Origin of the sequence: Rhizobium grahamii, from assembly GCF_009498215.1 — a bacterium.
Classification (GTDB): domain Bacteria; phylum Pseudomonadota; class Alphaproteobacteria; order Rhizobiales; family Rhizobiaceae; genus Rhizobium; species Rhizobium grahamii_A.
The window spans coordinates 1,878,919-1,902,934 of the sequence record NZ_CP043498.1 but is presented as its reverse complement, the minus strand read 5'-3'; the positions used below and the strand labels follow the sequence as shown (position 1 = coordinate 1,902,934).

Sequence of the window (24,016 nt, the reverse complement as noted above, 5' to 3'; positions counted from 1 at the left end):
ACGACGGGACGTTACTAAGAATTCGTGTCTTTTGAAACCGCCGCAACCCAGTTGTGCCAGTTCTTCGTCGAACCAGCGAATACATTGATGTCAGTGGGGCCCTTGATGCCTGGGATGACACCCGTCGACGTATATTGCCAGAACGCCCAGCGACGGTCCGCATAGGTCACGTCAGGATGCTTCGCCACGGAGCGAACCCAGAAATGATAGTCCTGGAAATAGCCGGCCAGGTTATCGCGGTGAAAGTCGACCGAGGTATAGATGATCGGCCGCTTTCCGTAATAGGCCTCCAGCCGATCCATGAAGCGCTGAAGTTCGGCGCGTACGGTTGCCGGGTCGGGGCGGTATCTGCAGGTTTTCGATTCGCTGTTCCATTCGACATCGAGGACGGGCGGGAGCCGCATTGCTTCCTTCGGAACGTTGCTGATGAACCAATCAGCCTGCTCATCCGCGGAAGAGCAGAAATAGTAGAAATGATAGGGCGCGTGCGGAATGCCGACGGCGCGGGCCTGCTGCCAATATTCATTGAAACGAGGATCGACGCGATCCTTGCCTTCCGTGGCCTTGATGAATGCGAAGGCGACGCCGGAGTTGCGGACCGTCTGCCAGTCGATGTCACCCTGCCACTTGGAGATGTCGATGCCGTGGACGGGATTTTGCAGGGGATGCTTCGGGCCGAAGTCCTGCGGATCGGTGTCCTGAAAGCGCGTTTTCGGCTTTACCGACGCGGTTTGCAGATAGTCATAACCCGATGATGTGCAGCCGGCCAGCATGATGGCCAAAGGCAAGACGCAAGACAGGAGCCGGCGCATGGATGTTCCGTCGTGAACCGAATGATCTTTTTGCCCCACAGCCTGACCTTCGTGAAAGACGCGTCCAGCAGAGAGATGCCCCTCTTTTCATCATATCAACGTAAAAATTCGGTTAGTTTCAAGCGAAATATTAGCGCGCCTTAATAATCGTTGCGCGCCACGCATAGCCTCTGGCCATGGTGTTGAACGCGAAGACTGCTCCGACTTCTGTCGCCTTGGCCTCCAGGACGGTGCGAAGGTTGGCTCTCGGGCTGACATGAAACTTGGTCAGCCAGGATTGCAGCGTCGCGCGGAACCAGCGAGGGAGGCCTTCCTGCTGTCCGAAATCGACAATGTGAAGCTGCCCGCCGGGATTGAGCGCAGCCAGCGCCGCATCGACCGCGCGCTCCCAGTCAGGGATCATCGACACGGCGTAGGAGATCAGAATCCGATCGAACCCCGATACGCCGAATTCGCGCGGCGTGAAACTGGTCGCATCGGCGACACGAAAGTCAGCCGAGGCGCCGTCAGCCCGGAAGGTCTTGCGTGCAGAGATCAGCATTTCCTGGGAGATATCGAAACCGTAGAGCTTGGCGCTCCGGTAACGCTGATGTGCCAGGATGAGGTTTCGCCCCGTGCCGCAGGCGACTTCGAGAAGGCTGCCGCCATCAGGCACATGCAGTTCGCGGATGGTCTGGTCGCGACCGAGCAGATAATATTTTCGCGTGAGGTCATAGATGTGCCGCTGGTAGCGATACATGCCGTCCATCAGCGCTGCATGGCCGGCCGAGTTTGCTGTCGCGGTTTCCGCTTCGCTCATGGGGTCTTCTCATAGATATGGAAGCCGCCGTAGATCGCCGAGCGGTCAAGTGCGGTCAGCGCAAGCGAACGGTCCTCGAGATAGGTCCACTGCTCGCGGATGGCAGGGGAGAGGCGGCCTTCGATGATGCTCTTTTCGGCTGCCGTGCGGAAAATCACGCGTGCGCCTTCGCGAGCCGTGCGGGTGATTTCGGACCAGAGATCGTTCAGTTGCTGATCCGTCATCCAGTCCTGCGCGTCGAGCAGGACGTATCGGTCGCGCGATGCTGCCGGTTCGGAAGACAGGAGCTCGGTGAAGCTTGCGTGGTGAACGCTCACACGGTCGACGTTGGCGCGAATGGCATCGTAGTGCTCGGCCTTGAGATAGGTCGGCAACGGGCCTTCGCCGTCAGGAGCGTAGCGTCGTCCGAAGGCCTGCCAGGCGAAGTAGTTGTCGTTCATCGGGAAATGACAGGCGAGCTTTTCGAGGCGGTGTCTCAGGACCGGGGCGATCGAATGATCGGCTGCCAAACTTGCCAGCTCGTCATACTGCTGCGGCGGAATGCCAAGGCCGAAGAGCGAGCTCTTCTGGCTAGTGATCCAGCGGACAACGGGCTTTTCGAACAGCGGTGCGATCTTGTCGTCGAAGAACTGGCGCTGTTCGCGCAGCGAGCGCGTCTTCGTCATCTCGGTCAGGTCGATGCCGTGCAGGCGGGCCAGCAAGTGTGCCGCACCGATGAAGCGCCCGAGCAGGCCGGTCTTGTAGAGGTTTCTGTCGAACACCGTGATCCGGCGGCGGCCGTACTTGCGCCCGTTCCAGTAATCACGCGTGGCGGCGTCGAGGTTGGAGGCCAGAAAACGGTCAAATGCCTGGCTGTTCGACGCCTCGTAGGGAACCGCGAGGAAGCGCACCAGATCGGCATGTCCGGGAAGATGGCTGAAGGCGCCGAGCTTCAGGCGGTTCAGCGCGATATGGTGAGGGTTGAGGTCGACCACATCGATCGATGCCGGGTTTTGTGACAGATAGGCCAGCATGTTGCAGCCGCCGGAGCCGATCGTGACGATGCGATGGTGCGGTTGCAGCTCCATCGCTTCCATGTCGAGATCCGGGTCTTCCCAGATTTGCGGGTAGACGAGACCGGAAAACAGGAGGCCGAACAGGCGCTCCGACAAACCATCCTTCGAAAATGCCTTGTGGCGGAGGAGAGCTGCCTTGAGTTTCCGGTTCTTGCGGAAGCCGGCATCCGGTGCAAATTCCGTCATGTGAGTCTTTCACCCTTTTAGCGTTCAGGGCGTTTAGCGCGGCGGCGCTACAGTTTGATGACGCAGCCTGTGGGCGACCTTCATTCCGGAAAAGGACAGTCACAGAAAGTGTTCGGGGAAGGGGCTTTTCCGGTCGTTTTTTTCCTGCTTCTCTATTGTCAGTCTGGAGGGGCGGTCATGGGGTTTGTGATGCGTATCGTCAGGAGCTTGGCGGTTCTCGCCGGTGCTGCAGTCGTTGCAGGGGCAGCATGGCTGCACTTCAAGCCACCGGAGTTGCTACGGGTCGGAGATGGCTACGCGGCAAAGATCGTGTGTTCGAACGTGTTCATCGCCGGTCGGGATCCGAAGGAGGTGCTTGCCGATGATGTGCAGGCGCCCGGAAACCCCTTGCTGCGGCTCATTCGCGTGGACGTCGACCGCGAGCAGAAGCGGGTCGCGGCGCGTATCTTGGGGCTGTTTGCACCCAATTATGCGATGTATCGCGGTGCGTTCGGTTGCGCGACGGTCCCGGATGGTGATTTCGCGACCGCCCAGAACTCCTTGCCCGACGAACCAGGCGTGCCTCAGACAGCAAACACGGCCTCGTGGCCCACGGGTAACGAGGTTGCCACGACGGGCGACGGCAGCGTTGCCACACTGCTGACGCGCCAGGATCTCGTCGGACCGAATATGCGTGCTGTAGTCGTCGTCCATGACGGGCGAATTATCGCGGAGGCATATGGCCCGGGATTCGGACCGAACACGCCGCTGCTCGGCTGGTCAATGACCAAGACCGTCAATGCTGCGATTCTGGGTACGCTGATGTCGAAGGGAAGTATCCGGCTGGATGAATCGAAGCTGTTGCCGCAGTGGAGCGGGGACGACCGGGCCGCGATCACGCTGGCGAATCTTCTCGGCATGGAAAGCGGTCTGCGCTTCAACGAGAACTACGGTGCCGTCTCCGACGTGACCCGCATGCTCTATCTCGATCCCGACCAGACGGCGTTGCCGGCTGGTCTTTCGCGGAAGTACGAACCCGGCACGACCTTCAACTATTCAAGCGGGACGTCTGTGCTGATCTCGCGGATCTGGATGGATCGCATCGGCGACCAGCGGGCAGCGCTCGATTATCCGCGCCAGGCGCTCTTCGATCCGCTTGGGATGTCCAGCGCCGTGTTCGAGACCGACGCCCGCGGTACGTTCTCCGGCGGCTCCTATCTCTACGCAACCGCTAGAGACTGGGCCCGATTCGGCCAGTTCATCCTGCAGGATGGCGTTTGGAACGGTCAGAGATTGCTGCCGGAGGGGTTCGTCGGAATGATGCGGCAGGGAACGCGCTCCTCGGACGGCGTCTATTCTCAAATGCAGACCTGGATCCGCCTTCCGGGAGCCCCTGACAACGAGGCAATCGGCATTCCATCCGATGCGTTCTGGATGGAGGGGCATGACGGCCAGAGCATCGCCGTCGTTCCGTCGGCCGGGCTGGTGGTCGTCAGGCTCGGCCTTACGCCGCGCGCGTTCAACTATACACCGCAACCATTGCTGAAAGAGGTTGTCGCGGCGCTATCTGGCGCCGCTCGATAGGACGACGTCAGTAGTTGCCCTGGGCAACGTCGTCCATGCCCTTGCGCTTGGCATCATAGTAATAGCCGCGAGCATAGAGCCGGACCGCATCGTCTTCGCTGCTATCAGATACCAGCCAGGCACCGCGCAGGTACTTGGCGGCATATTTGATGTTGGTCTCGGCGTCGAACAGACCGGCCGGCTGGCCGTCATAGCCCATCGACTTGGCGGTGTTGTACTTGATCTGCATGAGGCCGAAGTAGCCGCGCTTGTTGTAGGCCTTCGGATTGTAGCGGCTTTCGCGGTGGACAACGCGATGCAGCAGAGAGGCCGGAACCTGATAGATCTTGGAATACTTCTCGATGATCTTGGTGATCGCGCTCTTTTCGACCGTCGGAGCACCATCGTCGGTCTCATCGTCGCTGAACATCGGAGGCGCGGTCGGCGGATCCATCGGGCCTGACGTATCGAAGCCATAATCCATCATCGGATGCGGCGTCGTGTCGATGATCGACAGCGCAGCAACCGCGCCGTTCTGCGGGGTGGCCGCAAAGGCGAGCTGCGTCGACGGAGACGGCGTGCCCGGCCGCGGGGTCGGGACAACGGACTGAATGGCCGTCATCTCGGGTGCCAGCGGAATTTGTGCGTAGGCGGTCGGTTCGGCCTGCTGCGTGGCGTCTGTCGCCGGCATGGCTGCGGTCGCGACGGAAGGAGCAGGCTGGTCGATACCGGCAACGGTCGCAGCTTGTGCGCCTTCGGCGGCCGGTACGGCTGCCATGGTTGCATCTTCGCCCGGGCGCGGCGTCGGAACGACGACCTGCACCGCGGTCAATTCAGCCTGTGAGGTGTATTCGACGCTGGAGCATCCAGCGGCCACGCCGCACAGCATCGTAGAGACGATGAGACCGCGTTTAAGGCCGGAAAATCCGTTCGCTACCATACTCTCACTTTCGTGAACGCGCCGCCCCGGCAGCGTTAAAAGTTACCAAGAACCTTAAGCCCTGATTTGCCAATTAACCTATTCGTTGCTTTTCGGCAACCCACCGGAAATATTCACGCTGCAATTCGACGGTATCCGGCCGTTACGGCGCCTGCCGCGATCAGCAAAGTGCCGCCAGTGCGGTTGACGGCGCGCTGCACGCTCGCCTTGCGAATGAGGGCGCGCGCGGCGTGCGCGGCGAGCGCATAGGTCGAGGCGTTGATGGTGGCTAGCACCAGGAAGGTTGCCTCCATGATCAGCATCTGATTGACGAAGGGGAGGGCCGGATTGAGGAACTGTGGAACGAAGGCGACGAAGAAGACGATGCTCTTCGGATTGAGCGCAGTCACTACATAGGCATGAAGGAAGATCTTGAGCGACTTTTCTTCCGGAAGGTTGTCGTTGTCAGCCAGCGGACCGGAGACGATCGGGGCGCGCCACAGCTTGATGCCAAGCCATATAAGATACGCTCCGCCAATCCATTTCAGCGTCGTGAACAGCGCCGCCGAGGTGGCAAGCAGCGCGCCAAGACCGAAGAGGGAGGCCGTCATTGCAGTGAAATCACCGAGCGCTACGCCCGTTACCGTCGCAAATGCCGTCTTCCGCCCATGACCCAGCGCATAGGAGACGACGAGCAATATCGTCGGCCCCGGAATGGCAAGCATGATGGCGGATGCAGCAGCGAAAGCAAACCAGGCTTCGAGCGACATGACGACTCCTCCTATTCCTCAGAAACAAGCAAAGACACCATATCTACCTTGCGTCAATCATGCTGCCTTGTATTTCTGGCCGATCGTCGTCATCACCTCGCCGAACCACTTCGTGGATACGTCGAAAGGCTTGCCACCCTTGATTCGGGGGAACTCGATCGTGCGAAGCTTGCCGCCCTGGCCTTCGTCATGGCCGGTCACGCCCGACACCTTGTTGAGCGCGCTCTCGACGGCGAGGTCGGTCATGCTCTGGATAAGGCGCAGGTCGTCGGCGTTGGCAGGCGCGGAGCGCGCGAAGTAGCCTGACTTCTGGACCAGTGAGCGTTCGGCGTTGACTAGGCTCGCAAACTGCTTCTGGAACCAGCCGCCGACGTTGATCGTATCGATCTTCACGTGGCCGAATGCGTCGCGCTTGACGGTTTCGCCCGCTGCCTCGCGCTCGGCAACGATGGCATCGAGGCATGCGCCTTCGGAAACGAACACCGTGGCGTATCCGGTACGATCCATGACTTCCTTCAGACGAGCGGCTTCCTGCTCCAGCTCGAAGGCGAGCTCCGGCAGGTAGACGGCGTTGATGCTCTTCATTCCGGCGTTGGTCATCAGGCCGTCAACATATTCGTTATGCTTGTTGCGCTGAAGGTAGGCGCGCGCCGTCGCAGCCGTCAGCCAGCCGCAATGGCGGCCCATGACCTCGTGTATAATAAGAGTGCGCGGGGCGGCGGTCTGTTCGTTGCTGACGTTGTCGAAGAAATGGGCGCCGACCTCAGCTGCCGTCCATGCGCCAAGCGACTGCTTGATCGGCACGACGTCGTTGTCGACCGTCTTCGGAAGGCCGACGACGGTGAGATTGTAGCCGTTGGCCGCGAGATAGGCCGCAAGGTCCGCGGCTGTCGTGTTGGTGTCGTCGCCGCCGATCGTATGCAGGATCGAAACGCCATCGTTGGCTAGCCGCTCGGCCGCGACGCGAAGAGGGTTTTCGCCTTCCTTGACGAGGCCGCGCTTCACGCAGTCGGCGGCGTTGGTCAGCTTCACGCGGCTGTTGCCGATCGGCGAGCCGCCGTAGCGGTGCAGCAACGCTGCTTTCTCGCGTATCTGCGGTGTGATTGCGATGCTGTCACCCAGTAGAACGCCCTGGTATCCGGATTTGTAAGCGATGAGCTCGATATCAGGCGCTACGTCGCTATATCGCTCGATAAGACCGCCAACCGCGGATGACAGACATGGTGCCAGGCCCCCAGCCGTGAGCATTGCGACTTTCTGTTTGGCCATGATCCCTCCGCCTTCCATTTCAACGCGTCTGCGTGTTTTAGGTAACGCATGGATGCGGCAGGGAAAGGGCGCTGTAAAGTGTTGTTTTCATGAAAAATGGACCGTATCCGGCGGCTTACGGTACAACGACGCGGGAAGAGCGGATATAATCGTTTCAAGCGCAGGCTGCTTGAGAAGAACTATTGTGGAAATCGGATCCGGCGGTACTCTTTCACGCCTCGTTCGTCGATTCTCCGATGCAGCCGGAAAACCATTCGCGCGATCTGACCGTACAGAATTGTGAAAGGTGTTTTCGGGGGTACGACCAATCGTCGCCTTGCAAACCCTCTTTTTATTTGGTCAAGGTGACATTCGTTTTTGAATAGGCGAGAGGCCTCGATGTCCTTTTGGGAAAAATTGCTCAACGCGATCGGCAATACCGCCGGGAATGCGCTTTCGGCGGTCGTTGAAGCAATCCGCACGGTTTTCGAGGGAGACCCGAGACCCGCCGGAAGGTCGCGTTCTCCGTCGCCATCATCGCGTTGTCAGCCAAGATGGCGAAAGCCGACGGCATCGTCAGCGAGAAGGAAGTGGATGCCTTTCGCGAGATATTCGAGTTTCCTCCGGATCAGGCGACGAACGTTGCGCGTCTTTATAATCTCGCACGCCAGGACGTTGCCGGTTATGAGGCCTATGCCGAGCGTCTTTCGACGCTGTGCGTGACCTGCGCCGCCAATTGCCCGGTGCTTGAAGAGGTTCTCGACGGGCTGTTCCATATCGCCAAGGCCGACGGTCTGATCCACGAGAAGGAAATGGACTTCCTGCAGCACGTCGCCGAGATCTTCCACATGAGCGAAGAACGCTTCGACCGCATCGCGGCGCGTCATGTTTCCATGGGGCGCGATCCATACAAGGTGCTCGGTGTTTCGCCGTCCGATGATTTCAGCACGATCAGACGCCGCTATCATGGTCTGGTCAGCGAGCATCATCCCGATCGGCTGATCTCCCGCGGCGTGCCGGCGGAATTCCATGCGATCGCGAACGAACGCATGGCGGCGCTGAACGCCGCCTATGAGGAGATCGAGAAGGAACGCCGCGCCGCATGACCTCGTTCGAGGCTGACTTCAAGAAGGCGATCGTCCAGGCATCTCCGAACCATGGCGAGCGCGTCGATGCGCGCGTGCCTGATATGATCATTCTACATTATACCGGCATGCCGACCTCCGAAGGGGCGCTGGACTGGCTCTGTCGCGAGGAAAGCCAGGTCTCCAGCCACTACTTCGTGCGGGAGAACGGCGAGGTGCTGCAGCTCGTTCCCGAGGCCCGACGCGCCTGGCACGCCGGCAAGAGCATCTGGCGCGGCGAGAGCGATATCAATTCGCGTTCCATCGGGATCGAGATTGCCAATGCCGGTCATCCCGGCGGTTTGCCTGCTTATCCGCAGGCGCAGATCGATGCGGTGATCGAATTGTGTCTCGATTGTGGCAAACGTTGGTCAATTGCGCCCGAAAGAGTGCTTGGGCACTCCGATATTGCGCCCCGACGCAAGCTCGATCCGGGCGAAAATTTTCCATGGTCGGAGCTTTTCGGGGCAGGTGTCGGGCACTGGATCGAGCCTGCGGCCATTACCGGTGGAAGATTTTTCCAACGTGGCGATAGCGGGCAGCCGATAGAGGCCTTGCAGTCGATGCTGTCGCTTTATGGCTACGGAACTGAGATCACAGGCGAATTCTCCGACAAGATGGCTGGCGAAATCGAAGCGTTCCAACGCCATTTCCGCCCCGAGCGCGTCGACGGGATAGCCGATTTTTCGACCATCGACACGCTGCATAGATTGCTGGCTGCGCTGCCTCGTTACTCCTGATCGCAAGCCTCTTGTGGGACGTCGCGTCTCCCCAGATTTAGGGAGTTCGCCGGCTTGCCACACCATTTCCCTATTATCTCCTCATTGCGATGGTCTAAAGCCGCTCGCTGAACGGCGCCAGATGCTTAGTTTGGGTGATATAGCTGGCGTAAAATTGAACAACGACGAATATCCAGGATGGGTTCCGAAATTCATCTTCTAATTTTCTGATGCAATGCTTTGGCTGCGTCAGGAAAGTCGTTTGATCGGAGTAATTAGACTACATGAGAAAGTTTATTTCTGCTGTGGTGTGCGCGTGCACACTGCTGATGGGATTCAATTCCGCTTTTGCAGGTGACTGGGGCAACAAGTCCAAGCAGACCTTGGCTCTAAAGACCGTCAACCGGACCACCGGCTTCGCGGTTCCAAATATCGAAACCAAAGGCAAAGCGGTTTCAAATATCGGCGCCAAGGGCAACTACTCCGCCATCATCGTCAAGTATGCCAAGCAGTATGACGTTCCTGTAGAGCTTGCCCGTGCGGTCGTCCGCGTCGAGAGCAACTTCAATCCGAATGCACGCGGCAGCGCCGGTGAAATCGGCCTCATGCAGATCAAGCCGGCGACGGCGAAGATGATGGGCTACGCTGGCTCCAAGAAGGGCCTCTTCGATCCCGACACCAACATCAAGTATGGCATGAAGTATCTTGCAGCCGCGCATCATCTCGGCGGTGGCGAAACCTGCGATACCATCCTCAAGTACAATGCCGGTCATGGCGCCACGCGCATGAACCCGGTCTCCAAGGCCTACTGCGGCAAAGTCCTGGCAATGCTGGACTGACTGTCCGGAAACGCTTGTCGGTGAATCACTTCCGACGCGCACTCAATAATATGAATCAACGCGGTGCGCGTGCTATCTGACCTCGGAACGAGGTGAGGCATGGCAGTTGATTTCAAGGTGATCGTGATCGGTCGGGGTATGATGGGCGCGGCAGCGGCCCGCCATCTGTCCGGGATGATCGACGGCATTGCGCTGATCGGTCCGGGCGAGCCCTCTGACCGGAAAAACCACCAAGGCGTTTTCGCCAGCCATTACGACGAGGCGTGCATCACGCGCACCTTCGACGACAATATGGTCTGGGCAACGCTCGCAGATCGATCGCTCGATCGCTATGCCGATATCGAGGCAAGAAGCGGCATCTCCTTCTTTTCGGAAGTCGGATGCCTGTTTGCCGGTCCGAAGCCACGGGCCGGCGAGGGGTACCTCGGGCGGGCGCTTGATGTTGCCGGCGTGCTCGATCTTGATGTCGAGACGCTGGATCCGGCGACGCTGCGCGGGCGGTTCCCGCAATTCAACATCGACGGGTCTTTCCATGGGTTTTTCCAGGAAAGGCGGGCCGGTCATATCAATCCGCGTGCCCTGGTGCGGGCGCAGTCAACGCTGGCGCAGGCAGGTGGGGTTGAGGTGATCGATGCAACGGTGACCGGCGTCCGTGACGTCGGCTCGTACGTCGAGGTCGAGGTCGAGGTCGGCGGTAAGACATATAGTGCCGAGCGTATCCTCGTGGCCGCTGGCGGCTTCACGAATTTCAACAGTCTGCTTCCGGAGCCCGTCGACGTTCGGGTGGCGGCACGCACGGTCGTGTTTTTCGAACTGGGCGAACGCGAGCTTGAGACTTTCGGATCGATGCCTGCTGCCATCGTCTTCGGCGAAACCGATGACGATCACGTCTATATCCTTCCCCCGGTTCCCTATCCCGACGGCAAGACCTATCTCAAGCTTGGCGGCGACACCGAAGCCCAGGTCTTCGAGACCCTGGAATCTGCCGGAGAATGGTTCCGCTCCGAGGGCAATCCTTCCGAACGGGACATCATCGCCGCCACGGCGCAAACGCTGATGCCCGGTCTTGCAGGGTGCCCGATCAGTTCTGCTTCATGCGTCGCGACTTTCACGAGAACCGCTTATCCCTATGCCGGGTTCACGGCATCATCCCGCATTGCGGTTCTGACCGGTGGAAATTTCGTTGCAGCCAAATCCAGTGACGAGATAGGACGGCTGGGAGCCGTGTTGATGACAGACGGCGTGCTCGGACCGGAGAATTTCGGCGAGCAACTGACGCCAGTCATGAGGGCATCGCATGGCCGTTGATTTCAAATATCTCGTCGTCGGGCGCGGCATGATGGGCGCTGCGGCTGCAAGACATCTGGCGCGGCAGGCGGATGGCGTGTCAGTGATCGGGCCTGACGAGCCTGTCGATCACAAGCGCCATGACGGAGTGTTTGCCAGTCATTACGACGAGGGCCGGATCACCCGTTCCATCGATAGGGATCCGACATGGGCTTTGCTCGCCAACCGCTCGATTGCCCGCTATGACGAGATCGCCAAAGAAAGCGGCATCGACTTCTATACCGAAGCGGGTTGCATGATCGCAGCTTCCGAGGGGAGCGACTATCTTGCAAGGACACGGCAGGCGGCGGAGCGGCTGGGCGTCGAGACGGCAATGCTCGACCCCGCGGCCATGGCATCGCGGTTTCCTCAGTTTGCGTTTCCCGATCTGACATGCGGGATATTCGAGGGGCGCGGGGCAGGTTACATTAGCCCTCGCAAGCTCGTGAAAGCACAGTCGCTGCTGGCCGAGAGGGCGGGCGCTTCCATCGTGCGGGACCACGTCGTTTCCATCAATGAGCAGAGTGGGGGAGCTGTCGTCGAGACTGCGGGGGGCAGCCGATTGACGGCCGAGAAGGTTTTGCTCGCCGCCGGCGGGTTTTCCATTTCCGAGAATCTGTTGCGGCCGTCTGTTGATATGTCGGTTAAGGGGCGGACCGTTGCTTTGTTCGAGGTCAGCGAGGAGGACGCTGCGCTTTTTGCGGGAATGCCGTCCCTCATTCTCGAAGCGCCAGGGATCGACATCTATCTTCTCCCATCAATCCGCTATCCTGACGGTAAGCTCTATCTGAAGATCGGTGGCGATCCTGATGATCATGTGCTGCGCAGCGATCGTGAACTGCGGAACTGGTTCCGAACGGACGAACGCGAGGTCGCGCGCGACCATCTCGCCCGGATCGTAGCCGATCTCGTTCCGAGGCTGCGACCACGCTCGGTGTCGACGGCATCGTGCGTTGTCTCGCATACGCCGAGCGGGCTTCCGATGATCGGTTACACGGCGTCGCCTGCGATTGCTGTTCTCACCGGCTGCGCCGGTACTTCCGCCAAGAGTTCCGATGAGCTTGGCAGATTGGGTGCGGAGCTGCTTCTGCGCGGCGAAATCGGCGATCAGGGCTATGCGACCGACTTTCGCCCATATTTCCGGTAGTTGCCTGCGGAATTTCGGTGGCATTCGCAAACGCTCTCCGTTAAGGGAGCGTTGTCAGTTGGCCGGGCAGCCGCGCTTTACCAATGCCGAAAGGCGGTAGGGTGAGGAAAGTCCGGGCTCCATGGAAACACGGTGCCGGATAACGTCCGGCGAGGGTGACCTCAGGGAAAGTGCCACAGAAAGCAAACCGCCGACGCCTGGCGTCGGTAAGGGTGAAAGGGTGGGGTAAGAGCCCACCGCATTTCCGGTAACGGCGATGGCAAGGTAAACCCCACCGGGAGCAAGACCGAATAGGGATGACGCGGTAAGCGAAAGTTTGCCGGCCGGTTTCTAGGCCAGTCATCCGGGTGGGTTGCGTGAGGCGGCGTGTAAACGTCGTCCCAGAGGAATGGCTGCCACGTTCCGGTTTCGGCCGGAGCCATACAGAACCCGGCTTACAGGCCAACTGGCGATTTTTTCCTAATGCTCGGTTCAGTGAGCGGTCTGCTTGTTAGGCAGACATTCGTCGCAAACCGTGATGCTTGATGAAAGCATAGACCAGCGCTTGAATGTCTTTCCGCAGGAAATGCATTGAATTTCCGCGGTCATTCCTTGCTTCGCCAGAGAAACCGGGGCGCCGGGTCTTTGCTTTAGCCCATATAGAATTCCCTTCAACGTGAAGTTTGTCATGGGAGATACTCCGTGGCTTCTCTGTTTGTTCTCCGCGACCATATAATTCTGCTCTTTAATATTTCAATTGGCTAAAATACTATGTTTCATCCGTGAGGGTTCTCCGGCGTAGCCTTTAGTGGCTTCCACTTAATGATGGGAACCAATCCGGCTCATGAAGGCCTTCGTCCAATTGGCGTAGAAGCGCCTGCGGGCGCGTTTGTAGATGCATCTTTTCAAGCAGAAGCCGTCTTTTCCCCTGGGGTTTCAGCCGGTCGATAAGGGACGTCGAGAGCCGATCCTAACCGTTTGTTAAACTTAACAGCTTATAAATTTCCGATGTGCGCTCATCGCGAGAAGGGCGTTTCCCATTGACGCCCATATGGACCCATGTTATCCCAATTAGGCACTGCACAAGGGCGATTTGACGCCCGTTCATCGCAAAGTAGAGGCGTCTCCCTCCGTGGGGATGTTGGGCGAAGTTTACTTCGCTCGGCTTGCGAAGCTGTGTCTGAAGTTGGGAGTCCCGGGCATCTGAATTTTGCTGGGGTTCTTTCGGAAACGGATGTTTCGTGTCATGAGCCGCTTCCTTTCGCATGCGACCAACCGGATCGATTCCAAGGGCAGGGTTTCCGTGCCTGCGGCGTTTCGTTCCGTGCTAGCGCAACGCAATATCCAGGAGCTGTACTGTTTCCAGGATTTTGTGTTTCCGGCGATCAGTATCGGCGGTTCGGACTTGCTGGAGCGGTTCGAGCGGCAGATTGCGTCCGAGGATCCGTTCTCGCCGGAGTCGAACCGGATGTCGCTTCTTGTTCATGGGGGCGGCGTCTTCATGAAGCTCGATGCGGAAGGGCGGTTGCTGGTCACGAACTTCGTTCGGGACTTTACCGGTATCACGGACGAGGTGGCCTTCGTCGGTCGGGCGGATCATTTTCAGCTGTGGCAGCCCGAAGCGTTTCTGGCTGCTCAGGCAATTGCACGAGAGGGTCGCAGGCCGATTGGCGGGCGTCCCGGATAGGACAAGGGGACGGAATGGTGGCGAATCCTGGCGGAGGTTCATCTGATGCCGGTGGCGGACCGGTTCGCCACATTCCAGTCCTTCTTGCCGAGGTGCTTGCGGCGCTCGAGCCGGCTGCCGGCAAGGTTATTCTCGATGGCACCTTTGGTGCTGGCGGTTACACGTCGGCAATCCTCTCGGCAGGCGCCGATGTGATTGCTCTCGATCGCGATCCGACTGCTATCGCTGCCGGTAGCGCGATGGTGGCTGCTTGGGGCGGTCGCCTTGCTCTGGTTCATTCCCAGTTTTCGCAGCTCGCCGAACATGCGCCTATTTCGGGCCTCGATGGCGTGGTGCTGGATATCGGCGTCTCGTCGATGCAGATCGACGAAGCCGAGCGTGGTTTTTCCTTTCAGAAGAATGGCCCGCTCGACATGCGGATGTCCGCCGCAGGTGTCTCCGCGGCCGATGTCGTCAATCGCGCCAAGGTGGCTGATCTCATTCGCATTTTTCATTTTCTCGGCGAGGAGAGCCAGTCTCCCCGGATCGCTCACGCGATCGAGAAGCGTCGCCTTGAGAAGCCGTTCGAGACGACGCGGGACCTTGCCGGCCTGATCGAGCTCGTCACGCCTCGCAAGATGAAGGACAAGATCCATCCTGCGACCCGCGTTTTTCAGGCGCTTCGTATTTTCGTCAACGACGAGCTGGGTGAACTCGCTCAGGCGCTCTTCGCTGCCGAGCGTGCCTTGAAGCCGGGTGGCCGGCTGGTCGTGGTGACATTCCACTCGCTCGAAGATCGTATCGTCAAGAAGTTCTTCAGCGACCGCGCAGGCAAGGCGTCGGGTTCCCGGCATCTGCCAATCGCGCACGAGCGCGCCGCCACGTTCGAGACCGTTGGCAAGTCCATGGTTTCTGCGAGCGAAGCCGAGGCCGAGGCGAATCCGCGTGCCCGCTCCGCGAAGCTGCGCGCCGGACGCCGGACCGACGCGCCGGCCGAACCGGCCGATCTTTCGATTTTCGGATTGCCCAGCCTTGCAAGCCTCGGGAAGCTCGGAGCCTGATATGCTAAGAACCTTCGACCTTGTCCTTGTTGGAGTGATGACCGCAGCGGCGGCTGTCACCTACACGATCAAGCACCGCGCTGAACTGAAGCTGGAAGAGGTTCATCGCCTCGAGGCCGAAATCAAGCTCGAGAAGGATACGATCGACCTGTTGAAGGCCGACTGGGCTCTGCTTTCCCAGCCGAACCGTCTGGAACGCCTCGTCAACAATTATAACGGCGAGCTTCAGCTGGCGCCGACGCCTTCGACCTCGCTGGTTCATGCACGCGAGCTGCCGATGCTGAAGTCGCAGATTCCCGTTCCCGATATTACCGAAGCAAAAGCTGGCTCCGCTAAAAAGGCGAAGCCCGTTCCGGCTGCGCCCGAAGCCGAGGATGAGGATCTCATGGCAACCGGATCTGTGGAGTAGAGATGTCCTTTCTTTCACGTATCATGGTTTCGAAGAGCCAGGCCCACTTCTCCGCAGGTGGCTATAGCCGTTCGGGCGGACCGCAGCAGGTTTCCATCCAGGGTTCGCGCAAGAAGCGCTCCGGACAGGCCAAGAGCCGCGTCGGTCTTCTGATTATCGGTTTCCTCGGTGTCTATGCCGTCATCGGTGGGCGCCTTGTGGAATACGCGCTGCGTGATCCCGATGTCGTCTCGAGCATTCTGCCGCCGGATCGTCTGATGGCGTCTCGCCCGGATATCCTCGATCGCAATGGCGAGGTGATGGCGACGGACATTCGCACTGTTTCGCTGTTTGCCGAGCCGAACAAGGTCGTCGACGCCGACGAAGCCGTTGAGAAGCTGTCGACGGTTCTGCCTGATCTCGACATGAAGGGCACCTACAAGAAGCTTGCCAACAGGACCTCGCACTTTGCCTGGCTGCGCCGCCAGCTGACGCCGAAGCAGCAAAGCCAGATCCTGGCACTCGGTATTCCGGGTATCGGCTTCCGTCCGGAGAAGCGCCGCTTCTACCCTGGTGGCTCGACGGCCGCGCATATTCTCGGCTACGTCAACATCGACAACCGCGGCGTTGCGGGCATGGAAAAGTACATCGACGATCAGGGGCTTGCCGATCTTGCCTCTGTCGGCATGACCAGCGACCAGCCGCTTGAGCCGGTCCGTCTTTCCATCGACGTCCGCGTTCAGAACATCGTTCGCGACGTCGTGGCGAATGCGGTCACGAATTATGAAGCCAAGGGCGCGGGCGCCGTGGTGCTCGACGTCCACACCGGCGAAGTTCTCGCCATGGCCTCTGCGCCCGATTTCGATCCGAACAATCCTCTGGAAGGCGCGAAGGAAGGCTGGCTGAACCGTATGTCGAACGGCACGTTCGAAATGGGCTCGACCTTCAAGACGTTCTCGCTCGCCATGGCGCTCGATACCGGCAAGGTGAAGCTCACCGACAGCTTCGACGCGACGCAGCCTCTGCGCATCGGCGGCTTCACCATCCACGATTTCCACGGCCAGCGCCGCTGGCTGACGCTGCCTGAAGTCTTCCAGTATTCGTCGAACGTCGGTACGGCGCGGATCATCGACATCGTCGGTATCGATGCTCAGAAGGACTACCTGACCAAACTCGGTCTGTTGACCAAGATGAAGACCGAGCTGCCTGAAGTGAAGATGCCGAGCCAGCCGAAGGTCTGGAAGAAGATCAACTCGGTGACGATCTCGTTCGGCCACGGTGTTTCCACGACGCCGCTGCAGACGGCGGTTGCCGGCGCGGCGCTCGTCAACGGTGGAAAGCTCATCGAGCCGACCTTCCTGCCGCGCAACCGCGAACAGGCCGATGAAGTTGCTGAAGTTGTCGTCAAGAAGACGACCAGCGACGACGTCCGCTATCTCTTCAAGCTGAACGGCATCAAGGGCTCCGGCCGTAACGCCGATGTTCCCGGCTTCAACGTCGGCGGCAAGACCGGCACGGCCGACAAGGTCGTCAACGGCCGCTATGCGACGAACCTCAACTTCAACGCATTCCTGGCAGCGTTTCCGATCGACGATCCGAAGTATATCGTGCTGACTTTCTGCGACGAGCCGCACAACGGCGAGAAGGGGCAGAACATCGCCGCCTATACCGCCGCGCCGATGGTGAAGAACATCATTTCCCGCGCTGCGCCAATTCTCGGTGTGGAACCCAAGTTCGGTGACGACGGCTCGGCCATGTTGGTGTCTTATTAAGGCTGAATGAATGTCGAAGCCGATTCGCCACGGGGGCGCGGCGGCTCGAGAGAGAAAAGTACATTCGATGAACTTGAGAGACATCGCCGGGAACGCGTTTCCGGAACTTGAAGAACAACTGGCTGGCTCCGTCGGGGCGCTGGCTATTTCCGGCATTTCGTCCGACAGCCGTAAGATCGAACCCGGAATGGTGTTCGTGGCCGTTGCCGGGACCAAAGCGGATGGAGCCGGTTTCATTGCCGATGCAGCCACGAGCGGCGCCGTCGTCGCAATTGCCTCCCACGGCATCGAGTCTTCGATCCCTGTCCTCGTTGTCAAGGATCCGCGTCGCTTCCTGTCCATCGCGGCGTCGCGCTTCTATGGTAAGCAGCCGGAGACGATGGTTGCCGTAACCGGTACTGCCGGGAAGACATCCGTCGCCTCGTTCACGCGGCAGATCTGGGCTCATGCTGGCCATCCGGCCGCGATGATCGGCACCACAGGCGTCGTATCTCCGACGCGCAACGAATACGGCTCGCTGACGACGCCGGATCCGGTTTCGCTGCATAAGCTGCTGGCGGAACTCGCGGACGAAGGTGTTACCCATGCCTCGATGGAGGCTTCCAGCCACGGTCTCGACCAGTGCCGGCTTGATGGCGTGAAGCTGGCGGCTGCGGCCTTCACCAATCTCGGCCGCGATCATATGGACTACCATCCGACGATCGAGAGCTACATGGCCGCGAAGATGCGGCTGTTCGACACGCTGCTTCCGAAAGGCGCTCCTGCGGTAATCTTCGCGGACGATGCCTGGTCGGAGCAGGCGATCAAGGCCGCGCGCGAGGCCGGGCACGATGTTCGCACCGTCGGCCGCAAGGGCGACTACCTGACGCTGAAGCGCGTCGAGCATTTCCGCCACAAACAGGTCGCCGAGATTCACGCCGATGGCGAAATCTTCGAGGTCGACATTCCGCTTGCCGGCGATTTCCAGGTTGCCAATGCACTCGTAGCCGCGGGCCTTGCGATGTCGACGGGCGTGCCGACCAAGGTTGCCATGGCAGCGCTTGAAAAGCTGCAGGGTGCATCGGGCCGGCTCGAGCTGGTTGGCCACACAAGGGACGGCGCGCTCGCCTATGTCGATTACGCGCACAAGCCGGACGCGCTTTCCAACGTGCTTGAATCCGTTCGGCCGTTCACGACGGGCCGGGTGATTGTGGTGTTCGGTTGCGGCGGCGATCGCGACCGCGGCAAGCGCCCGATCATGGGCGAGATCGCCTGCCGTCTGGCCGATGTGGTGATCGTCACCGACGATAATCCGCGTTCCGAAGAGCCGGCTTCCATTCGTGCCGAGATCATGGCTGCTGCAAGTTGCGCAACCGAGGTCGCGGACCGCGCCGAGGCAATTCGCGCCTCGGTCGCCATGCTGACGTCGGGCGACACGCTGATCGTTGCCGGCAAGGGGCACGAGGAAGGGCAGACGATCGGGAGCGTCACCCTGCCATTTTCGGATCATGCCGAATTGCGTAAGGCTTTGGAGGAGCTGAAATCGTGAGCTGGCTTTGGACGACGGAAGACATGATTGCCGCGATGGCCGGGCGGCCATTCGGCACCTTGCCTGAAGGCATCACCGGAATTTCCATCGACAGCCGCTCGATTGGGCCGGGCGAAGCGTTCTTTGCCATCAAGGGCGACCGCGTCGATGGTCACGACTATGCCTCGATGGCGATGGCGAACGGCGCTGCGCTTCTTGTCGTCAGCGAAGCTCGTCTGCCCGCCATGGGCCGGCTTACCGTTCCGATGATTGTCGTCGAGGACGTGCTGGCTGCACTCGGCAAGCTCGGACAGGCGTCGCGCGCCCGTTCGCGTGCCCAGATCATTGCCGTGACGGGTTCGGTCGGCAAGACGACGACCAAGGAGATGCTGCGACGCGTCTTGTCGCCGTCGGGGAAGGTGCATGCCTCCGTGGCGTCTTTCAACAATCATTGGGGCGTGCCGCTGACGCTCGCCCGTATGCCGCTCGACACCTATTTCGGCGTCTTCGAGGTCGGCATGAACCACCCCGACGAGATACGGCCGCTGGTGAAGATGATCCAGCCGCATGTCGCGGTCATCACCACGATCGCTCCCGCGCATCTCGGCAACTTCAAGAGCATTCGCGAGATCGCGACGGCGAAGGCCGAAATCTTCGAGGGCGTGGTGCCGGGCGGCCAGGTCGTGCTGAACCGGGACAATGACCAGTTCAATTTCCTGGAACGCACCGCACAGGCCTGCGGTATCCAGCATATCCATTCCTTCGGACAGCATGCCAAGGCGGACTTCCGCCTGGCCGAGTTCAATGGCTCGGATCAGAGCTCTACCCTTTGGATCACGATCGACGGCGACACCAAGGAAGTCGCGATCGGTGCTCCTGGCCGGCACATCGCCGAGAATGCGCTGGCGGCGCTTGGTGTCGTCAGCATCGTCGGCGCGGACATGCAGCAGGCCATCGGCGCACTTGCAACGCTGCAGCCGGAAAAGGGCAGGGGGCGCCGTCACAAGCTGACGACCGGCCACGGCACCTTCACTGTTATCGACGAGAGCTACAACGCCAACCCGGCTTCGATGAGGGCTGCGATCGCCGTGCTTGCAAGCTCAGCCCCAACGGCGGGCGGTCGTCGCGTGGCTGTGCTGGGCGACATGCTTGAGATGGGCGACTACGCGCAGAAGGTCCATTCGGATTTGGCCGGACCACTGCTTGCGGCAGGCATCGAGCACGTCTGGCTTGCCGGTCCGGAGATGGCTGCACTGAAGGAATCGCTCCCCGAGAGCGTAGAGGTCGTTCACTACGAGAACACCGCTGAACTAACGGAATATGTACTGAACTCTGTCGCGTCGGGCGACGTGCTGATGGTAAAATCGTCACTGGGTATCGGTTTCGGCAAGATCGTTGCCGCGCTCCTTGACAAGTTCCCGCCATTTGCCGACACGCAACGCGATTTTTGAGCGGGTAAACAAGGGGCCCTGAATGCTGATTTGGCTTGTCGAACTGTCGGAACACCTGAAGTTTTTGAATCTCTTCAGGTACATTACCTTCCGCACGGGCGCCTCCCTGTTTACGTCCGCCTTCATCGTCTTCCTGTTCGGACCGATGATCATCCGATCCTTGCGCATCCGCCAGGGCAAGGGGCAGCCGATCCGCGCCGACGGGCCGCAGACGCACTTCAAGAAGGCCGGTACGCCGACTATGGGCGGCCTGATGATTCTCGCAGGTATCGTGGGGTCGTCGCTGCTCTGGGCCGATCTTTCCAACGTCTACGTTGTCGCAACGTTGCTCGTCACCCTCGGCTTCGGCGCGATCGGCTTCTATGACGACTACCTGAAGGTCACCAAGCAGAGCCACAAGGGTTTCTCCGGCAAGGCTCGTCTCGGCATCGAGTTCGTTATCGCCGGTATCGCCGTCTATTTCATGATGCGCACGGCGCTGGCTTCCGGTGCGGCCGGTTCCACGTTCGGGTCGTCGATCGCCTTCCCGTTCTTCAAGGATTTCATGCTCAATCTCGGCATCATGTTCGTCGTCTTCGGCGGCTTCGTGATCGTCGGCGCCGGCAATGCCGTCAACCTGACAGACGGTCTTGATGGCCTTGCCATCGTTCCTGTCATGATTGCTGCGGCTTCCTTCGGCGTGATTGCCTACCTCGCCGGTAACGCCGTTTTCGCGAACTATCTGCAGATCAACTTCGTGCCCGGCACCGGCGAGCTTTCTGTGGTGCTTGGCGCCGTCATCGGTGCGGGCCTCGGCTTCCTGTGGTTCAACGCGCCTCCCGCCGCCATTTTCATGGGGGATACCGGCTCGCTGGCGCTCGGCGGCACGATCGGCACGGTTGCCGTCGCTACCAAGCACGAGATCGTCATGGCGATCATCGGTGGGCTGTTCGTGATGGAAACGCTTTCGGTCATCATCCAGGTGGGCTTCTTCAAGATGACCGGCCGGCGCGTGTTCCTGATGGCGCCGATCCACCACCACTTCGAAAAGAAGGGCTGGACGGAAAGCCAGGTCGTGATCCGTTTCTGGATCATCGCCGGCGGTCTCGCCTTGCTCGGCCTCTCCACCCTGAAGCTGCGGTGAGGCGGCAATGATTCCCGTTACGACGCTCGCCGGTAAGAAAGTCGCGCTGTTCGGGCTCGGTGGCTCGGGCTTTGCCACGGCCAGAGCCCTGAAACTGGGCGGCGCAGACGTTACGGCATGGGATGACAATCCCGATAGCGTAACCAAGGCCGCAGCCGAGGGCATCCATACGGCCGATCTGCGCACGATCGACTGGAGCGTGCAGTCGCTGTTCGTGCTTTCGCCGGGCGTGCCACTGACGCATCCGAAACCGCACTGGACTGTCGATCTTGCACGTGCCGCCGGCGTCGACATCGTTGGAGATGTAGAACTTTTCGTCCGCGAGCGCCGGGCGCATGCTCCCGATTGCCCGTTCATTGCCATAACAGGCACCAACGGCAAATCGACGACGACAGCCCTGATCGCGCATATCCTGAAGTCCAGTGGTCGCGACACCCAGCTTGGCGGCAATATCGGAACTGCTGTCCTGACGCTGGAACCGCCGAGGGCCGGGCGCTTCTACGTCGTCGAATGCTCGTCGTACCAGATCGATCTTGCGCCGACGCTCAATCCGTCCGCTGGCATCCTGCTCAACTTGACGCCCGATCATCTCGATCGTCATGGCACGATGCAGCATTATGCCGACGTCAAGGAACGGCTTGTGGCCGGCAGCGACGTTGCCGTCATTGGTGTCGACGACAGCTACTGCGAGATCATCGCCGACCGGGTCGAGCGGACTGGCGGCAAGGTCATCAGGATTTCGAAGCGCCTTACGCTTGCCGACGGCATTTATGCCGAAGGTACCAAGCTCATCCGGGCGGCGGGTGCTGCGATGAACCCGATCGCGGATCTCGACGGTATCCAGACGCTGCGGGGCAGCCACAACGCACAGAACGCTGCCGCTGCCGTTGCTGCGTGCCTTGCCGTCGGTGTCTCGGAGGATGAAATCCGCGCCGGGCTCGCTTCGTTCCCCGGTCTCAAGCATCGCATGCAGCCGGTCGGACGGCGCGGGAACGTTGTTTTCGTCAACGATTCCAAGGCGACGAATGCCGACGCGGCAGCGCCGGCGCTTTCGAGCTACGACCGGATCTACTGGATCGCAGGCGGGCTGCCGAAAGCTGGCGGCATAACATCCCTGACGGGATTCTTCCCACGGATCGCGAAGGCTTACCTGATCGGCGAGGCTGCGGCGGAGTTTGCCGCGACGCTCGGCGAGGCGGTGCCTTACGAGATTTCCGGGACGTTGGAGCGGGCAGTCGCACATGCTGCCGCGGATGCCGAGAAAGATGAAAGCGGCCCACTGGCCGTGATGTTATCCCCGGCTTGCGCAAGCTTCGACCAATATAAGAACTTCGAAGTCAGGGGCGATGCATTTGTCAGCCATGTGGCAGCGCTCGACGGAATCACCATGCTGATCGGTTCGGCAACAGGAGATAAATGACATGGTAAGCCGCGCGGAACGTGGGCCTCTGGCCGATTGGTTTTGGACCATCGACCGCTTTTTCCTGGCGATGTTCATCTTCCTGATGGGCATCGGCTTCATGCTGTCCTTCGCGGCATCGCCTGCGGTCGCGGAGCGCATCGGGCTGGAGCCTTTCCACTTCGTCAAGCGGCATGCGGCCTTCATGATCCCCTCCATCGGGGTGATGCTCGGGCTCTCCTTCCTGACCCCTCGTCAGGTGCGGCGCACGGCGATCATTCTTCTGATCGTTGCGCTGAGCATGATGTTGCTGGCGCTGTTCTTCGGCGTCGAAGTCAAGGGCTCGCGCCGTTGGGTTACGCTGGCCGGCATCTCGATCCAGCCGTCGGAATTCATGAAGCCGGCCTTTGTCGTCGTCTGCGCCTGGCTGTTTGCCGAGCATGCGCGCCAGCCTGAAATTCCGGGCAATCTGTTTGCCATCATCCTCTTCGGTATCGTCGCGGCCCTTCTTGTCGCGCAGCCCGACCTTGGCCAGACGATCCTGACGACGGCTGTCTGGGGTGGCATGTTCTTCATGGCGGGCATGCCGTGGATCTGGATCATCCTGCTCGGCTGCGGCGGCGTCGGCGGTCTGGTGACCGCCTATTACGTCTTCCCGCACGTGGCGCTGCGTATCGACAAGTTCATGACCGGCGAGGGCGACACCTTCCAGATCGACACCGCACGCGAAGCCATCATTCGCGGCGACTGGTTTGGCCAGGGGCCCGGCGAGGGGATCGTCAAGCGCATCATCCCGGACGCGCACACCGACTTCATCTTCTCGGTCGCGGCCGAAGAGTTCGGAATCGTTTTCTGCATGGCGCTCGTGGCGCTGTTTTCGGTCCTCGTGCTGCGCGGTCTCTCGCATGCCTACAAGGAGCGGAACGACTTCAACCGGTTCGCCGTCGCTGGTCTCGTGCTGCAGATCGGCATACAGTCCATCATCAACGTGGGCGTCAATCTCGAACTGCTGCCGGCGAAGGGCATGACCCTGCCGCTGATTTCCTATGGTGGTTCGTCGATGGTCGCTATCTGCGTCACGGCCGGGTTCATTCTCGCGCTGACGCGTCACAGGCCGGAAAAAACGTGCGCAGGACCGGAGCCTCTTCCGCGTCGCGCATGGAATGCCGGCGGAGTAAGAGTTC

At 60.2% G+C, this 24,016-nt stretch carries 19 protein-coding genes, 1 other RNA gene and 2 pseudogenes; 16 read left to right on the top strand and 6 right to left on the bottom strand.

Annotation, left to right across the window (positions count from 1 at the left end):
- Window positions 1-14: 14 nt before the first annotated feature.
- From FZ934_RS09320 to FZ934_RS09310, 3 genes are all read right to left on the bottom strand, one after another.
- Window positions 15-812: a glycoside hydrolase family 25 protein gene (locus FZ934_RS09320; protein WP_153270849.1), complete on the bottom strand. Its 798-nt coding sequence runs from the start codon at window positions 810-812 to the stop codon at window positions 15-17.
- A gap of 130 nt (window positions 813-942) precedes the next feature.
- Window positions 943-1,611 (bottom strand): class I SAM-dependent methyltransferase, encoded by a 669-nt coding sequence (locus tag FZ934_RS09315; RefSeq protein ID WP_153270848.1) that lies wholly within the window; start codon window positions 1,609-1,611, stop codon window positions 943-945.
- The gene (locus FZ934_RS09310) at window positions 1,608-2,852 is read right to left on the bottom strand and encodes a DUF3419 family protein (protein ID WP_153270847.1); all 1,245 of its coding nucleotides are present in this window, start codon (window positions 2,850-2,852) and stop codon (window positions 1,608-1,610) included. Before FZ934_RS09310 ends, FZ934_RS09315 begins: the two co-directional genes overlap by 4 nt.
- 177 nt (window positions 2,853-3,029) lie before the next feature.
- Here FZ934_RS09310 and FZ934_RS09305 point away from each other — a divergent pair, with 177 nt between their 5' ends.
- Window positions 3,030-4,415, top strand: a complete 1,386-nt coding sequence (locus tag FZ934_RS09305; RefSeq protein WP_153270846.1) for a serine hydrolase domain-containing protein — start codon at window positions 3,030-3,032, stop codon at window positions 4,413-4,415.
- 7 nt (window positions 4,416-4,422) lie between these two features.
- On the opposite strand, the gene FZ934_RS09300 is transcribed toward FZ934_RS09305, so the two are convergent.
- The 3 genes from FZ934_RS09300 to FZ934_RS09290 all read right to left on the bottom strand — a co-directional run bounded on the left by FZ934_RS09300 (window position 4,423) and on the right by FZ934_RS09290 (window position 7,352).
- Window positions 4,423-5,334 (bottom strand): lytic transglycosylase domain-containing protein, encoded by a 912-nt coding sequence (locus FZ934_RS09300; RefSeq protein WP_153270845.1) that lies wholly within the window; start codon window positions 5,332-5,334, stop codon window positions 4,423-4,425.
- 113 nt (window positions 5,335-5,447) lie between these two features.
- Window positions 5,448-6,083, bottom strand: a complete 636-nt coding sequence (locus FZ934_RS09295) for a LysE family translocator (RefSeq protein ID WP_153270844.1) — start codon at window positions 6,081-6,083, stop codon at window positions 5,448-5,450.
- 57 nt (window positions 6,084-6,140) lie between these two features.
- A complete protein-coding gene (locus FZ934_RS09290) occupies window positions 6,141-7,352 on the bottom strand; it encodes a pyrophosphate--fructose-6-phosphate 1-phosphotransferase (protein WP_153270843.1) in 1,212 nt (403 codons plus the stop codon).
- A gap of 378 nt (window positions 7,353-7,730) precedes the next feature.
- Here FZ934_RS09290 and FZ934_RS09285 point away from each other — a divergent pair.
- From FZ934_RS09285 to ftsW, 15 genes and pseudogenes are all read left to right on the top strand, one after another.
- Window positions 7,731-8,437, top strand: a pseudogene (locus FZ934_RS09285) (TerB family tellurite resistance protein).
- Window positions 8,434-9,195 (top strand): N-acetylmuramoyl-L-alanine amidase, encoded by a 762-nt coding sequence (locus FZ934_RS09280; protein WP_153270842.1) that lies wholly within the window; start codon window positions 8,434-8,436, stop codon window positions 9,193-9,195. Before FZ934_RS09285 ends, FZ934_RS09280 begins: the two are co-directional and overlap by 4 nt.
- 263 nt (window positions 9,196-9,458) lie before the next feature.
- Window positions 9,459-10,013 (top strand): lytic transglycosylase domain-containing protein, encoded by a 555-nt coding sequence (locus FZ934_RS09275; protein ID WP_153270841.1) that lies wholly within the window; start codon window positions 9,459-9,461, stop codon window positions 10,011-10,013.
- Window positions 10,014-10,112: 99 nt separating this feature from the next.
- Window positions 10,113-11,321 carry an NAD(P)/FAD-dependent oxidoreductase gene (locus FZ934_RS09270; RefSeq protein ID WP_153270840.1) on the top strand — a complete coding sequence of 403 codons (1,209 nt, stop codon included), beginning with the start codon at window positions 10,113-10,115 and terminating at the stop codon, window positions 11,319-11,321.
- Entirely contained in the window at window positions 11,311-12,486 is a 1,176-nt protein-coding gene (locus FZ934_RS09265) for an NAD(P)/FAD-dependent oxidoreductase (RefSeq protein WP_153270839.1), read from the top strand. Before FZ934_RS09270 ends, FZ934_RS09265 begins: the two co-directional genes overlap by 11 nt.
- Before the next feature lie 54 nt (window positions 12,487-12,540).
- Window positions 12,541-12,939: RNase P RNA component class A (gene rnpB / locus FZ934_RS09260), an RNA gene on the top strand.
- A 772-nt stretch (window positions 12,940-13,711) separates the two neighbouring features.
- Window positions 13,712-14,152 (top strand): division/cell wall cluster transcriptional repressor MraZ, encoded by a 441-nt coding sequence (gene mraZ / locus FZ934_RS09255; protein WP_246737865.1) that lies wholly within the window; start codon window positions 13,712-13,714, stop codon window positions 14,150-14,152.
- A gap of 14 nt (window positions 14,153-14,166) precedes the next feature.
- On the top strand, window positions 14,167-15,192 hold the full coding sequence (gene rsmH, locus FZ934_RS09250) for a 16S rRNA (cytosine(1402)-N(4))-methyltransferase RsmH (protein ID WP_153270837.1): 1,026 nt from the start codon (window positions 14,167-14,169) through the stop codon (window positions 15,190-15,192).
- Window position 15,193: 1 nt separating this feature from the next.
- The gene (gene ftsL, locus FZ934_RS09245; protein ID WP_153270836.1) at window positions 15,194-15,601 is read left to right on the top strand and encodes a cell division protein FtsL; all 408 of its coding nucleotides are present in this window, start codon (window positions 15,194-15,196) and stop codon (window positions 15,599-15,601) included.
- Window positions 15,602-15,603: 2 nt separating this feature from the next.
- Window positions 15,604-17,352, top strand: a complete 1,749-nt coding sequence (locus FZ934_RS09240; protein WP_153270835.1) for a peptidoglycan D,D-transpeptidase FtsI family protein — start codon at window positions 15,604-15,606, stop codon at window positions 17,350-17,352.
- A gap of 67 nt (window positions 17,353-17,419) precedes the next feature.
- A complete protein-coding gene (locus FZ934_RS09235) occupies window positions 17,420-18,880 on the top strand; it encodes a UDP-N-acetylmuramoyl-L-alanyl-D-glutamate--2,6-diaminopimelate ligase (RefSeq protein ID WP_153270834.1) in 1,461 nt (486 codons plus the stop codon).
- Complete coding sequence (locus tag FZ934_RS09230; protein ID WP_153270833.1) at window positions 18,877-20,310, top strand: UDP-N-acetylmuramoylalanyl-D-glutamyl-2,6-diaminopimelate--D-alanyl-D-alanine ligase; 1,434 nt, start codon at window positions 18,877-18,879, stop codon at window positions 20,308-20,310. Before FZ934_RS09235 ends, FZ934_RS09230 begins: the two co-directional genes overlap by 4 nt.
- Before the next feature lie 22 nt (window positions 20,311-20,332).
- Entirely contained in the window at window positions 20,333-21,433 is a 1,101-nt protein-coding gene (gene mraY, locus FZ934_RS09225) for a phospho-N-acetylmuramoyl-pentapeptide-transferase (protein ID WP_113363434.1), read from the top strand.
- A gap of 7 nt (window positions 21,434-21,440) precedes the next feature.
- A complete protein-coding gene (gene murD, locus FZ934_RS09220) occupies window positions 21,441-22,853 on the top strand; it encodes a UDP-N-acetylmuramoyl-L-alanine--D-glutamate ligase (protein WP_153270832.1) in 1,413 nt (470 codons plus the stop codon).
- A 1-nt stretch (window position 22,854) separates the two neighbouring features.
- Window positions 22,855-24,010 (top strand): annotated as a pseudogene (gene ftsW / locus FZ934_RS09215) (putative lipid II flippase FtsW).
- Window positions 24,011-24,016: the final 6 nt, after the last annotated feature.

What these genes read in the sequence shown, in the direction of transcription:
- murD (WP_153270832.1), top strand. Translation starts at nt 21,441, where the DNA reads ATGATTCCCGTTACGACGCTCGCCGGTAAGAAAGTCGCGCTGTTCGGG.
- FZ934_RS09265 (WP_153270839.1), top strand. Translation starts at nt 11,311, where the DNA reads ATGGCCGTTGATTTCAAATATCTCGTCGTCGGGCGCGGCATGATGGGC.
- FZ934_RS09300 (WP_153270845.1), bottom strand. Translation starts at nt 5,334, where the DNA reads ATGGTAGCGAACGGATTTTCCGGCCTTAAACGCGGTCTCATCGTCTCT.
- mraY (WP_113363434.1), top strand. Translation starts at nt 20,333, where the DNA reads ATGCTGATTTGGCTTGTCGAACTGTCGGAACACCTGAAGTTTTTGAAT.
- FZ934_RS09315 (WP_153270848.1), bottom strand. Translation starts at nt 1,611, where the DNA reads ATGAGCGAAGCGGAAACCGCGACAGCAAACTCGGCCGGCCATGCAGCG.
- FZ934_RS09290 (WP_153270843.1), bottom strand. Translation starts at nt 7,352, where the DNA reads ATGGCCAAACAGAAAGTCGCAATGCTCACGGCTGGGGGCCTGGCACCA.
- FZ934_RS09235 (WP_153270834.1), top strand. Translation starts at nt 17,420, where the DNA reads ATGAACTTGAGAGACATCGCCGGGAACGCGTTTCCGGAACTTGAAGAA.
- ftsL (WP_153270836.1), top strand. Translation starts at nt 15,194, where the DNA reads ATGCTAAGAACCTTCGACCTTGTCCTTGTTGGAGTGATGACCGCAGCG.
- FZ934_RS09270 (WP_153270840.1), top strand. Translation starts at nt 10,113, where the DNA reads ATGGCAGTTGATTTCAAGGTGATCGTGATCGGTCGGGGTATGATGGGC.
- FZ934_RS09305 (WP_153270846.1), top strand. Translation starts at nt 3,030, where the DNA reads ATGGGGTTTGTGATGCGTATCGTCAGGAGCTTGGCGGTTCTCGCCGGT.
- FZ934_RS09275 (WP_153270841.1), top strand. Translation starts at nt 9,459, where the DNA reads ATGAGAAAGTTTATTTCTGCTGTGGTGTGCGCGTGCACACTGCTGATG.
- FZ934_RS09295 (WP_153270844.1), bottom strand. Translation starts at nt 6,083, where the DNA reads ATGTCGCTCGAAGCCTGGTTTGCTTTCGCTGCTGCATCCGCCATCATG.
- FZ934_RS09320 (WP_153270849.1), bottom strand. Translation starts at nt 812, where the DNA reads ATGCGCCGGCTCCTGTCTTGCGTCTTGCCTTTGGCCATCATGCTGGCC.
- mraZ (WP_246737865.1), top strand. Translation starts at nt 13,712, where the DNA reads ATGAGCCGCTTCCTTTCGCATGCGACCAACCGGATCGATTCCAAGGGC.
- rsmH (WP_153270837.1), top strand. Translation starts at nt 14,167, where the DNA reads ATGGTGGCGAATCCTGGCGGAGGTTCATCTGATGCCGGTGGCGGACCG.
- FZ934_RS09240 (WP_153270835.1), top strand. Translation starts at nt 15,604, where the DNA reads ATGTCCTTTCTTTCACGTATCATGGTTTCGAAGAGCCAGGCCCACTTC.
- FZ934_RS09280 (WP_153270842.1), top strand. Translation starts at nt 8,434, where the DNA reads ATGACCTCGTTCGAGGCTGACTTCAAGAAGGCGATCGTCCAGGCATCT.
- FZ934_RS09310 (WP_153270847.1), bottom strand. Translation starts at nt 2,852, where the DNA reads ATGACGGAATTTGCACCGGATGCCGGCTTCCGCAAGAACCGGAAACTC.